This is a genomic window from Streptomyces sp. NPDC054842 (genome assembly GCF_053611025.1).
On sequence record NZ_JBSGZN010000032.1, the window covers coordinates 78762 to 91047 of the forward strand.

At 74.3% G+C, this 12286-nt stretch carries 8 protein-coding genes and 2 pseudogenes; 6 read left to right on the top strand and 4 right to left on the bottom strand.

The window, feature by feature from the left end; translation table 11 throughout:
- Positions 1 to 117 precede the first annotated feature (117 nt).
- The 3 genes from ACWGIS_RS24220 (at position 118) to ACWGIS_RS24230 (ending at position 3042) form a co-directional block, all read left to right on the top strand.
- The gene (locus ACWGIS_RS24220; protein WP_453364552.1) at positions 118 to 1545 is read left to right on the top strand and encodes a DHA2 family efflux MFS transporter permease subunit; all 1428 of its coding nucleotides are present in this window, start codon (positions 118 to 120) and stop codon (positions 1543 to 1545) included.
- 148 nt (positions 1546 to 1693) lie between these two features.
- Positions 1694 to 2233: a SigE family RNA polymerase sigma factor gene (locus ACWGIS_RS24225; protein WP_453364553.1), complete on the top strand. Its 540-nt coding sequence runs from the start codon at positions 1694 to 1696 to the stop codon at positions 2231 to 2233.
- Positions 2233 to 3042 carry a hypothetical protein gene (locus tag ACWGIS_RS24230; RefSeq protein WP_453364554.1) on the top strand — a complete coding sequence of 270 codons (810 nt, stop codon included), beginning with the start codon at positions 2233 to 2235 and terminating at the stop codon, positions 3040 to 3042. The genes ACWGIS_RS24225 and ACWGIS_RS24230 overlap by 1 nt, the downstream gene beginning before the upstream one ends.
- A 392-nt stretch (positions 3043 to 3434) precedes the next feature.
- On the opposite strand, the gene ACWGIS_RS24235 is transcribed toward ACWGIS_RS24230, so the two are convergent.
- Both ACWGIS_RS24235 and ACWGIS_RS24240 read right to left on the bottom strand, forming a co-directional pair.
- Positions 3435 to 4067 (bottom strand): response regulator, encoded by a 633-nt coding sequence (locus tag ACWGIS_RS24235; RefSeq protein WP_453364563.1) that lies wholly within the window; start codon positions 4065 to 4067, stop codon positions 3435 to 3437.
- Between the two features lie 5 nt (positions 4068 to 4072).
- Positions 4073 to 5599 carry an ATP-binding protein gene (locus ACWGIS_RS24240; protein ID WP_453364555.1) on the bottom strand — a complete coding sequence of 509 codons (1527 nt, stop codon included), beginning with the start codon at positions 5597 to 5599 and terminating at the stop codon, positions 4073 to 4075.
- A gap of 288 nt (positions 5600 to 5887) precedes the next feature.
- On the opposite strand from ACWGIS_RS24240, the pseudogene ACWGIS_RS24245 reads away from it, so the two are divergent.
- The 3 genes and pseudogenes from ACWGIS_RS24245 to ACWGIS_RS24255 all read left to right on the top strand — a co-directional run.
- Positions 5888 to 6739 (top strand): annotated as a pseudogene (locus ACWGIS_RS24245) (MaoC/PaaZ C-terminal domain-containing protein); the annotation flags it as partial.
- Positions 6740 to 7097: 358 nt separating this feature from the next.
- Complete coding sequence (locus ACWGIS_RS24250) at positions 7098 to 8174, top strand: Zn-dependent alcohol dehydrogenase (RefSeq protein WP_453364556.1); 1077 nt, start codon at positions 7098 to 7100, stop codon at positions 8172 to 8174.
- Positions 8175 to 8199: 25 nt separating this feature from the next.
- A complete protein-coding gene (locus ACWGIS_RS24255) occupies positions 8200 to 9144 on the top strand; it encodes a 3-oxoacyl-ACP reductase (RefSeq protein ID WP_453364557.1) in 945 nt (314 codons plus the stop codon).
- A gap of 157 nt (positions 9145 to 9301) precedes the next feature.
- On the opposite strand, the gene ACWGIS_RS24260 is transcribed toward ACWGIS_RS24255, so the two are convergent.
- Positions 9302 to 9472, bottom strand: coding sequence for a hypothetical protein (locus ACWGIS_RS24260; protein WP_453364558.1), 171 nt, complete (start codon positions 9470 to 9472; stop codon positions 9302 to 9304).
- A 1176-nt stretch (positions 9473 to 10648) separates the two neighbouring features.
- Positions 10649 to 11854: pseudogene (locus ACWGIS_RS24265) on the bottom strand (hypothetical protein); the annotation flags it as partial.
- Positions 11855 to 12286: the final 432 nt, after the last annotated feature.

Consider the following 12286-nt stretch of genomic DNA (forward strand, 5'->3'; position numbering starts at 1 on the left):
CTGCCGGTTGCCGTGGTGCCGTGGTGCCGGGCCGGGACCGGCGCTGGACCTAGGTCTCAGGACCGAGGCGCGGGTGCAGCGAAATTCCGATGCAAGGGGCGTAACCCGGTTGAGAGCATGACACCCATGCTCCGAGCCGCCCAGGACACCCGCACCGCACCCCGTCCCGCCCCGCCCCTGTGGGCGGTCGTCGCGCTCGCCTGCGCCGGGCAGTTCCTCGTGGTGCTCGACGTCTCCGTCGTCAACGTGGCACTGCCGTCCATGCGCGCCGACCTGGGACTGAGCGCCCCCGGCCTCCAGTGGGTGGTGAACGCGTACGCGATCGCCTTCGCCGGGTTCATGCTGCTCGGCGGCCGGGCCGGCGACCTCTACGGGCGCAAGCGGATGTTCCTCGTCGGGCTCGCCCTCTTCACGCTGGCATCCCTGGCCGGCGGGCTCGCCCAGCAGGAATGGCAGCTGCTGCTCGCGCGGGCCGTGCAGGGACTGGGAGCCGCCGTACTGGCACCCTCGACCCTGACCATCGTCACCTCCACCGTCCCGGAGGGCGCGGCACGCGCGCGTGCCATCGCGACCTGGACCGCCGTCGGCGCCGGGGGCGGCGCGGCGGGCGGACTCGTCGGCGGACTGCTGGTGGACGGCCTCTCGTGGCGCTGGGTGCTGCTGATCAACGTGCCCGTCGGCGCCGTCGTCCTCGCCGGGGCAGCCCGCTGGCTCGTCGAGAGCCGGGCCCGTGACGGACGCCGGCTCGACCTCCCGGGAGCCCTGCTGGTGACGGCGGGCCTCGCGACACTCGCGTACGGCATCGTGCAGACCGAGGCGCGGGGCTGGACGTCGGGCGCCACCCTCGTCCCGCTGTGCTCCGGGCTCGCGCTGATCCTCCTCTTCCTGGCCGTCGAGGCGCGGACCAGGGAACCGCTGATGCCGCTCCAGCTGTTCCGGCTGCGGGCCGTGTCCTCGGCGAACGTCGCGATGTTCCTCTGCGGCTCGGCCATGTTCTGCATGTGGTTCTTCATGACGCTGTACGCGCAGAACGTGCTCGGCTACTCCCCGCTGGACGCCGGACTCGCCCTGGTCCCCAGCTCGCTCGCCGTGGTCCTCGGCTCGAAGCTCGCCCCCCGCCTGATGCGGGCGATCGGGGCCCGCACCGTGGCGGTCCTCGGCACCCTGGTGGCCGCCACCGGCTTCGGCTGGCAGTCGGCGATGACCGCGGACGGGCCGTACCTGACCGCCGTCATGTTCCCCGGAATCCTGATGATGGCGGGCGCCGGCCTGTCCGCGACCCCGCTGGCCGCCCTGGCCACCTCGGGTGCCGCGCCGGGCGACGCCGGGCTGGTGTCGGGCCTGGTCAACACCTCGCGGACGATGGGCGGTTCGCTCGGCCTCGCCGTCATGTCGACCATAGCGGCGGCCCGTACGGCGGGCGGTGGATCGGCGGAGGCACTCACCGCCGGTTACGCCCTGGCGTTCCGCACCGGCGGCTTCGTCCTCCTCGGCGGCGCCGCCCTGATGCTGCTGTGGCTGCCGCGCAGGACGCCCGCGGGCTGAGGACGCGTCACCCAAGGCCCCTGTGGGCCGAGGACGCGCCCCGCAGGACGCCCGCGCTGAGGACGCGCCGCGCGGAAGGAATCTCCCGGCGCGCCGAAGCAACGAAATGCGGGGCTCATGGACTCCTTCACACATCTAGGAGGTGCCCATGGGGGATCGGAAGCAGGCTCGGGACGAGGAGTTCCAGAGCTTCGTGGTGGGCCGATGGCCACGGCTGATGCGGACGGCGTTCCTGCTCACGGGGGAGCAGCACGCGGCGGAGGACCTGGTCCAGACGACACTCGAGCAGACCTACGTGGCCTGGCGCAGGGTCGGCTCGGCCGACGACCCGGACGCGTACGTGCGACGCATGATGGTCAACGCGCACGCCCGCAGGCACCGCAAACGCCTCAAGGAGTTCCTGGCGCCGAAGGACGACGAGGGCGTGGCGCGCGAGCTGCCCGACACCGGCGACCGGATCGCCCAGGCGGACGACCGCGGCGCCCTGTTCACGGCGCTGGCCCAGCTCCCGCCGCGCCAGCGCCAGGCGGTGGTGCTGCGCTACTGGGAGGACCTCAGCGAGAGCGCGACGGCCGAGGCGATGGGCTGCTCGGTCGGCGCGGTGAAGAGCAACGCGGCCAAGGGGATCGCGAAACTGCGGGCCATACCGGGCCTCGCCGCAGTGGTGACCGACGGAGGGCGGAAGTGATGAGCGCGGACCGGGAGACGAGCCACGACATGACGCACAGGGACATCGCCCTTCTGCTCGCCGACGCGGCGGACGACGTCGAGATCGGCATAGCCCCCTACCAGGCCGTGGTGCGCGGCGGACGGCGCCGCAAGGCCCGCCGCTGGGCCGTGACGGCGGCGGCCGCCCTGGTGATCGCGGGTTCGACGGGGACGCTCGCGCTGGCCGCCGGGACGTTCGGCGGGGACCGGCGGGTGGAGCCGGCGGCGACCCGGCCCGCCACGGACGGGCACGTGTTCGTGCCGTGGACGACGACGCTGGCACGGGGGACCGACGCCGGACGCGACTGGTCGGTCACCTACACGGGTTGGGACGCACCTGAGGACCGTGCGCAGGCGGCACGGCAGCTGAAGGCGATGCGGCGGGCGGGCACGGTGCCGGGCGGGGTGCGCGAGGCCGCGGACCTGACCGGCCGGGACCGCTACTTCGTCGTCCTGCAACTCGGCGACGGGCCGCCCAGCGCCGTGCTGGAGGGAGAGGAGCGGCGGAGTGGCGGCACCCGGGCGGGCAAGGGCGTCCTGCCGGCCTTCGTGCCGCTGGGGCGCGGCACCGATCGGCTCGTCGTGGGCCAGGTGGCGCCCACCGTCCGCCGGGCCGAGGTCACGTGGGACGACGGCTCGACGACCCCGGTCGCCCGGGCGGCCCCGGGCACCGGCTTCACGGGCGGCTTCGAGTCCCTGATCCGCCGGGTGGACGGCTCGTCGTCCGACTGGTTCGTCTGCCTCGCCCCCGAGGGCCGGACCTTCGAGTCGGCGAAGGTGACGAAGTGAGAGCCCCCTCCCCGCGCGGGCGGAGGTGACGAAGTCAGAGCGGCGTCCCCGCGTCGGCGGAGGTGACGAGGGAACGAGGGCGGGCGCCCGGGCCCGGAAGCGGCGCGGGACTGGGAGGCGTGGGTCGTGTGGTGCCGGGCGGCCGTGACGTTGGGGCCTGCGTGCGGGGCGCGGCCGCCGTGGGGCTCACCTGGTGGTGCGGGCTGCCGGGACGTGGGGGCTTGAGCGGGCCGGCGGCGCGGGGCGGCCGGGAGGTAGGGGTCTGTGGGGCGGGGCCGCCGGGCGGCGCGGCCGTGATTCTGGGGGCCTCCGTGCGGGGCCGGGCGGGGCCGTGACGTTGGGGCCTCCGTGCGGGGCCGGACGGGGCCGTCGGGCGTACGCGCGTCCCGGCGTCAGACCCAGCCCTGGTGCCTGGCCTCCCGCAGGGCCTCCGTGCGATTGCGGGTGCCCGTCTTGCCGATGGCCGAGGAGAGGTAGTTGCGGACGGTGGACTCGGAGAGGTGGAGCCGCTCGGCGACGTCGGCGACGGTGGCGCCGTCCGCCGAGGCGCTGAGGACGTCGCACTCCCGGCCGGTGAGCGGGCTGGGCCCGGCGCTCAGCGCGGCGGCGGCGAGGGCGGGATCGATCACCGTCTCTCCGGTCAGCACCCGGCGGATGACGGCGGCGAGCTCCTCCACGGGCCCGTCCTTGACCAGGAAGCCCGCGGCCCCCGCCTCCATGGCCCGCCGCAGATATCCGGGACGGCCGAAGGTGGTCAGGATCAGCACCCGGCAGTCGGGCGCCTGCGTCCGCAGCTCGGCCGCGGCGTCCAGTCCGCTCATCCCCGGCAGCTCGATGTCCAGCAGCGCCACGTCGGGGCGGTGCGTCAGGACGGCGTCGACGATCCGGTCCCCGGCCCCGACCTGGGCCACGACGTCGAGGTCCGCCTCCATCCCGAGGAGCAGGGCGAGCGCGCCCCGCATCATGCCCTGGTCCTCGGCGAGCAGCACCCTGACGGACTTCGCTGGACGGTGGTCCCGGGGCATCTCGTTCACGGGGTCAGCGTAGAGGCCCCCGCCGGGCCGCGCGTTCCGGACCGACGGGTCGCGGGACGGTTCCGCCGGTCCCTCCCGGGCACGCCGGGCGGAGGGGCGTCGGTGGTCTCGGGGGACTCCCGGGGGAGTTCCGCCGTCACCAGGAAGCCGCCTCGCGGGCCGGGTCCGGCCTCCAGGAGGCCGCCCGCCGTCGAGAGACGCTCGGTGAGCCCCTTCAGCCCCGTGCCGCCGATGCCCGCCGCCGGGGAGACGCAGCCGGTGCCGGTGCCGTCGTCGGCGACCCGCAGGCGCACGCGCTCGGCGGTGCCGTCGACCGTGATCTCGCAGCGGTCCGCGTCGCTGTGGCGCATGACATTCGTGACCGCCTCGCGCACGACCCAGCCGAACAGCGCCTCGGCCCGGGGATCGAGCGGCGGACCGGACAGCCGGACGACCGGTTCCACGCCCGCCGCGGACAGGGCCGAGCGAGCCCGGTCCAGCTCCGTGGCCAGACTCCCCTCGCGGTACCCGGTGACCGCCTCGCGGATCTCCGTGAGCGCCTGACGGCCGACCGACTCGATGTCGGTGACCTGCGAGAGCGCCGCCTCCGGGTCCCGTCCGGCCAGCCGGCGGGCGGCCTCCGACTTCACGACGATCACCGAGAGCGTGTGGCCCAGCAGGTCGTGCAGGTCGCGAGAGAAGCGCAGCCGTTCCCGCTCCACCGCCCGGCGGGCCAGTTCCTCACGGGCGGACCGCAGTTCACGGACCGTCTCGGCCAGGGACAGGATCGCCGCCGTCACCATCGTCGACAGGAAGGTGCCGTACGCGACGTTCACCGCGCCCCACCCGTCCCGCAGCGCCGCGACCGTCCCGGCGACCGCGGTCAGGCCGAGCCCGGTCACCCCGAGCCACCGGCCCCGTACCGCCGCACCGGCGGCCAGCCCGAGCAGCGGGAAGAACAGCAGCCAGCTGCCCCCGTACCCGAGGGCGAGACCGCAGGTGACGACGCCCAGCAGGACGAGCGCGAGCCGCGTGGAGAACGCCTCCCGCCTCTCCTTCACGAACGCCCGGAACACCACGTAGATGTAGAGCGAGTTGAACGTCAACAGGCCCGCGCCGCCGATCCAGGGATTGGCGGTCTCGTCCTGGAAGAGGTTCGAGAAGGAGCCCATGCCCAGCAGGAGCCAGGGCAGCAGCGTGAATCCGCTCGGCGGCGGCCCGGCCCCGGCACCCGCACCGCACGAGCCCCGACCGGGCTCGTCGTACTCGCCGCCGTCCCTGTCGCCTCCCCGGCCGGCCGTGGGGTACTCGCCGCCGTCCCCCTGGTACTCCCGGCCGGAGCCTGCGTACTCACCCCGATCCCGGTCGCGCTCCCGGCCGGTCCTGGCGCCGTTCCCCTCGCACTCCCGGCCGGCCGTGGCGTACTCGTGGCCGTCCCCCTCATGCTCCGGGCCGTCCGTCGCGCGCGGTGCGCCCGCTTTCCGGTCGGTCCGGGCCGTCCGCCAGGTGTGCGGCCGGCAGTCGAGTCCTCTCGTCCAGGCCATGGTCCCCCCGTTTCGATGTCGTGGCTTTCGACGGTACGCAGCCGGGACGGCCGGTGGCAGAGGCGCTTGTACGGCGTCCGGCGGGACAAATGTCACCGGTGCCCGGCGACGCGCGGCTGGCGTACTGTCAGGAGCCTTCACAAGTCCTGGACGCTGGGCTATACAGGGGGTCGCCGGACTGGAACGCGTTCTAGAACGGGCGGGTTCGCCGGCCCAGTGTCGACCTCGGTGCGGCCGACGGTGCGGACGGCCGCACCGAGGTCTTACGCGCCAGTGATCAGGAGCGCCATGCCCATTGACGCCGCCAAGGCCCTCGCCGCCGGACCCCGGACCGCCGAGATCGCCTGGGGCCACAAGGACGTCCAGCTCTACCACCTGGGCATCGGCGCGGGCGTCCCCGCGACGGACCCCGACGAACTGCGCTACACCCTGGAGTCCCGGCTGCACGTCCTGCCGAGCTTCGCCACCGTGGCGGGTGCCGGCTCCCCTGGCGTGATCGGCGGCCTGTCGATGCCGGGCGTGGACGTCGACCTCGCGAACGTCCTGCACGGCGGTCAGAGCGTCGAGGTCCACCGCCCCATCCCGGCCGAGGGCAGCGCGGTCGCCACCTCGCGGATCGCCGCCGTGTACGACAAGGGCAAGGCCGCGATCCTCGTCCTGCGCACCGAGGCCGCCGACGCCGAGGGCCCGCTGTGGACGAACGACGCCCAGATCTTCGTACGGGGAGAGGGCGGCTTCGGCGGCGACCGCGGTCCCTCCACGCGTCCACCGGCGCCCGAGGGTCCGCCGGACGTCGTGGCCGAGCGCCCCGTCCGGGAGGAACAGGCCCTGCTCTACCGGCTGTCCGGCGACTGGAACCCGCTGCACGCCGACCCCGAGTTCGCGAAGCTCGCCGGGTTCGACCGGCCGATCCTGCACGGGCTGTGCACCTACGGCATGACGCTGAAGGCCGTCGTGGACACCGTGCTCGGCGGTGACGTGACCCGCGTCCGCTCCTACCGCACCCGCTTCACCGGCGTCGTCTTCCCCGGCGAGACCCTGCGCATCCGCATGTGGCGGGGGCGGGGCACCGTCCAGGTGGCGGTGACCTCGGCCGAACGGGACGACGCGCCGGTCCTCGCCGACACGGTCGTGGAGCACGACACCCCGGACACCCCGGGTGCCCACGACACCCCGGACGCCCGGGACACTCGCAACGGCCACGACACTCGGGACGCCGACGAAGGCGCCGCACGGCACGACAGCCGGGACACCCGGGACACGGTCGTCCGGCACGACAGCCGGGACGGTCACGGCGGTGCCGGCGGCCGACGCGACTGACCGGAGTCCGGTACGCCCCCAACTCGGCCCGCACCCGAGCTCCTTCCGCGCTCCCGCTCCTTCGAGACCTTCAACTGCACCCGCACTCCCGCTCCTTCCGGACCCCCAACTCACCCGCACCCTCGTTCCGCCCGTACCTCCGCACCTTCGTGACGTTCTTCCTGAGGGGAGCCGCACCATGCGCGCAGCCGTACTGCACGAGATCGGCCAGGACAAACTCGACGTCGCGGAAGACGTCGAGGCGGTGGGCTTCGGCCCCGGGAAGGTCAGGATCCGGGTACGGGCCACCGGGTTGTGCCATTCGGACCTGTCCGCGATGAGCGGGGTGCTGCCCCAGCCCGCCCCCTTCGTGCCCGGACACGAGGGCGCAGGGGAGGTCGTCGAGGTCGGCGAGGGCGTCGGCAACGTCAAGGCGGGTGACCGGGTCGTCGTCTGCTGGCTGCCGGCGTGCGGCGCCTGTCCCGCCTGCCGCCGCGGCCAGACCGAACTGTGCCTGGCCGGGTTCATGAACGCCGGCACCCCCAACTTCCGCTGCTCAGGCACCGACCTCTTCGGCTTCGCGGGCACCGGGACCTTCGCCGAGGAGGTCGTGGTGGACGCGGGCTGCGCCGTGCCGATCCCGGACGACGTGCCCTTCGACATCGCGGCGCTCATCGGCTGCGGCGTCACGACGGGCCTCGGCGCCGCCCTCAACACCGCCGACGTGGAGGCCGGTTCGTCCGTCGCCGTCATCGGCTGCGGCGGGGTCGGCATCTCGGCGATCCAGGGCGCGAGGCTCAAGGGCGCGGCGGAGATCGTCGCCGTCGACCCGGTGGCCTCGCGCCGCGAGTCCGCGCTCAGGTTCGGCGCCACGCGGGCGGTCTCGCCCGACGGACTGGACGGCGCCAAGCAGGAGATCACCGCCGGTGAGGGCTTCGACTACGTCTTCGAGGTCGTCGGCAGGTCCGCCACCGCCCGCACCGCCTACGACAACACCCGGCGCGGCGGCACGCTGGTCGTCGTCGGCGCGGGTGCCATGGACGACTTCCTGCAGCTCAACATGTTCGAGCTGTTCTTCGACGAGAAGCGCATCCTGCCCTCGATGTACGGCGGCGGCGACGTCCTGCGCTCCTACGAGCGGACCGTCGCCCTGTGGCGGGCGGGCCGCATCGACCTGGCCGGGCTGATCACGCACCGGGTGCCGCTGGCCGACATCAACGAGGCCCTGGACCAGATGCGGACGGGCACCGCCCTGCGCACGTGCATCGAGATCTGACCCCGCCACCAACCTGAGGAGCGCGATGGCACTGCCACTCGAAGGGCTGGCCGCGATCGTCACCGGCGCCGGACGCGGGCTGGGGCGGGCCGAGGCACGGCAACTGGCTCGCCTCGGCGCGGCCGTCGTCGTCAACGACTACGGGCAGCCCGGCCGGGACGGTTCCGGGCAGGCGTCGGCCGGCCCCGCCGAGGAGGTCGCCGCCGAGATCCGCGCGGCGGGCGGAACCGCCGTGGCCCACACGGGAGACGTCGCCGACCACGCCGAGGCACGCGCGCTGGTGGAACTGGCCGTCGAACAGTTCGGGAAGCTGGACATCCTGGTCAACAACGCGGGCATCCTGCGCGACCGGATGATCTTCTCGATGTCCGAGCAGGAGTGGGACTCCGTGATCCGGGTCCACCTCAAGGGCCACTTCAACACGACCCACTTCGCGTCGGTCCACTGGCGGCAGCGGTCCAAGGCGGCCGGGCGCCCGGTGTACGGGCGGATCGTGAACACCTCGTCCGAGGCCTTCCTCGCGGGGTCCGCGGGACAGCCCAACTACGCCGCCGCGAAGGGCGGAATCGTCGGACTGACCACGTCCACGGCCGTGGCACTGGCGAAGTACGGCGTCACCGCCAACGTGATCTGCCCACGCGCCCGCACCCGTATGACGGAGGACGTCTTCGCCGGGCTCGCCCGTCCCGAGGCGGGCCCCGACCCGCTCGCGCCCGAGCATGTCGCCCCGCTCGTCGGCTACTTGGCGTCGCCCGCGGCGGCCCGGGTCAACGGGCAGCTCTTGGTCGTGCACGGGGGCATGGTCGCGATTGTCGAACGCCCGCGTGTAGCCGCGAAGTTCGACACCAAGCAGGACGTCTTCACGTACGACGAGCTGGACGCGCTGCTCACCGCGCACTACGCGGGCCGCCCCGAGGGGGAGACGTTCGCGGCGGTCGAGGTGCTGGGGCTCAGGCACGGGAGCGGGTGACGCGCCCCCGGGGGAGGAGACACGGAACGGCCCCGCCGTCCTGGGACGGCGGGGCCGTTGCGTGTGCTGCCCCGCTACCGGCGGGTGGTCCGCCGCCCTCCCGAAGGCGGGCGGTGCGGAGTGCCCGAAGGCGGGCGGTGCGGCGTACCTCAGGTCGTCAGGACGCCGTGTCCGGCTGCCCGGACGGCCTGCGGTGACGGCCCTGAGGGGCCGCCATGTCGTCCTGGGCGGAGACAGGACCCCGGTGCCTGCCGTGGCCCTGGTCGGACTGCGCCACGGACCCCCGAGGGTCGGTTGCCGCCATCTCCGTCTTCTGTGCGTTGCTCATCGGAAGAGTTCACCCCGTCAACAAGATCCTTCTTACAGCCGGGGGAGTCTAACCGGCGGCCACCGTCCGCTGATCGGCGACCACCGCGTTCTCGCCGCCGGCCGCCCGCCCCTCACCGGCACCGGCTTCGCCCGCCGTCCCGACGGCGACCCACACCACGGGTTCCGGTACGGAACTCCCGGGCGGGGACGCGGCGTTGATGGCCCTCGTGAGGAACGGCGCATCGGAACCTTCAAGGTCCGCGGACTCAGCCGGGACCGTCTCGGGGGCGGTCACGGACAGTCGCGCCGTCGGCGGATCGGTGACCCGGGCACTCGGGGGCGGCTGTTCCCCCCGGGCGACGGGGAACAGCCGTGCCGTCGGCACATCAGTCAGGAAAGACGGGTCGCTCAGGTCGGACGGGTCGGCCACGTCCGACGGCTCGGCCGGAGCCGACGGTCCGCCAGGGTCCGACGGCTTGGGGAGGCCCAACGGGTCGGTCGGATCGGACGGGCCGTTCAGGACTGACGGCTGGGTAAGGTCCGACGGGTCGGTCAGGTCCGACGGCTCACTCGGGTCCGACAGGTCGGCCAGGCCCGACGTCTCGCTCAGATCCGACGGCTCGGCCAGGTCCGTTGACGCGGTCGGCCGCCCGTCCCCGCCCACCGTCGTCATAGGCATGGGCCCGCCGACCGAGAACGCGGTCCCGACGGATGACGCCGTCCCCACCGAGAACGCGGTCCCGACGGATGACGCCGTCCCCACCGAGAACGCGGTCCTGGCTGATGACACGGTCCCGGCCGACGTGCCGTCGGCCGGAGTCACCGCCGGGCGCCCGTCGATGGGCGTCACGCCGGGCTCCCCGTCCGGTGGAGTCACCGGGGCGATCCCGGCCAGGGGCAGCACCGTCGGATGCGCCACCGGAGACGTGATCGCCGGCTCTTCGCCCGGGACCGGGGCCGGAGGCGTCACCACGGACTCCCAGACGACAGGCGTCATCCCGGCGGCACGTGTGGCCGCCACGGTCACCTCCCCGCCCACGGGCGCCACCGACCGGCCACTCCCGGCCGTCGCCGCGGCTGTCGATTGCCCGGCCACGGGTGCCGCCGACTGACCACTCCCGGCCGTCGCCGTCGCTGACGCCGTCGGGTTCCCGGCCGCCGGGGTCGGGGGGCGCTTCCTCGCCGGGCGTGGGCGGCCGGCGAGCGGCGCCTGTTGCAGCGGCACCGGGCGGGGCGCCACGGGCTCGGCGGGTGCGGGGGCCGGCCCGTCGGAGGCGGAGGAACCCGTCGTACCGGGCGCCGGCGCGGTCATCCCGTCCGTGACGCCGGTGTCCGGCGTTCCCGCGGGAGCGGTGGTCCGGGCCACCCCGTACGCCACCGTGCCCGTGGAGTAAGGGAGTTGCAGCACCCCGTCCCTGGTCCACAGGCCGGCGCCCGCCAACCAGCCCTCGGGTGCCGCGAGATGGTGGACCTGGCGCTCGGCGGGCCGCCAGACCCCGACCCAGGTACCCGCGGCACCGTCGATGCGCAGCGCCACCGCGCAGCTCTCCGGCGTCAGCACCTGCCCCGGCTGGATCGCGAACGGCGTCACCGAGCAGTCCGCCAGCCGCAGCGACTCCGGGAAGCGGACCGGCAGCGTGCTGCCCAGCACACCCCAGCCGAGCCGGTCGTGCCCCGGCGACGGCGCGTCGGAGCGGATCAGCAGCAGCCCGCTGTCGGGGTCCGCGAGCAGCAGCCGGTCGTTGCTGTCCTCGGCGATCTGCAGCAGCGGGGACACCTCGCCGCCGCGCTCCAGGTCGACCACGATCGCCTTGGTCCGGCCCGCCGTCTCCCGGTCGAGGGCCAGCAGCCGTTCCGTACCGTCGAGCCAGACCCCGCCCGAACAGCGTCCGGGGATCTCGGCCAGGTGTTCGGGCCCGAAAGCGCCGCCCGCGACGAGCCACACGGCCGTGGAGTGCGGCCCGGAGGCGAGGGCGTACGCGCGCTCACCGCCCGGCGCGGGTGGCAGCAGCCGCAGCCGGGTGCCCTCGTCGGGGCACTCCACGGCGCCGAGCGGCAGCTCACCGGTCGCGGGGCCCGTGGGGTACAGCAGCGAGAACGCGTGCCGTCCGTCGGTCACCCGGTGGATGAGTACGCGTCCGTCGGTCATCGGCAGCACCTCGGTGCCGGGCTCCTCGGGCTGGTTGCCCGGCAGCGGCACGGCGTACGGCTCGGGGCCGTCCAGGGTCCAGCGCTCCGGGAACCAGGACTCGCCGTCGCGGGCGAGGCGTGCGCCGTAGCTTCCGTCAGCGGTGATCACGCATCCGGGCCGCGGGGCCCGCTCGTTCCCGTCCGCCGCGGACGATGGGGTTCCCCCCGGCTCCGGTGAAGTCGCGGGCCGGGGAGAGGCACAGGCCGTCATCGTTCGGTCACCTCCGGCGACGAAGCTAGTTTTCGCACGCACAGACGTGGGACCGCCGAGCGGCCGCTTCACACATAAGGGTGGCCCTGCCGCGATTCGCCTGAGGAAACGGGGACGCGTGTGCTGACCGGGGCGCGGGCGACCCCGAACGGGGCCCCTGGGACCACCGTGCCGGGCCCCGTACCGCCGCCTCCCGGCACCGCTCCCGGCGACCAGGAGCGCCCGCCCGGCCGCCCGCGGAGTCCCCGCCCCCTGCCCGGTGGGCCCCCCCCGGACAAGGGTCGACCGCGATGCCACAGCCCGAGTCGACGACGACCCGCAGCCGCCATCGAACGGAAGGGGCCGTGCCGGTACATCAGATGGCCGTCGGGTACGGGAGGTACGCAACCGAGGAACGCTGGTAGCAGAGGCCGACACCAACTACCGACGGCC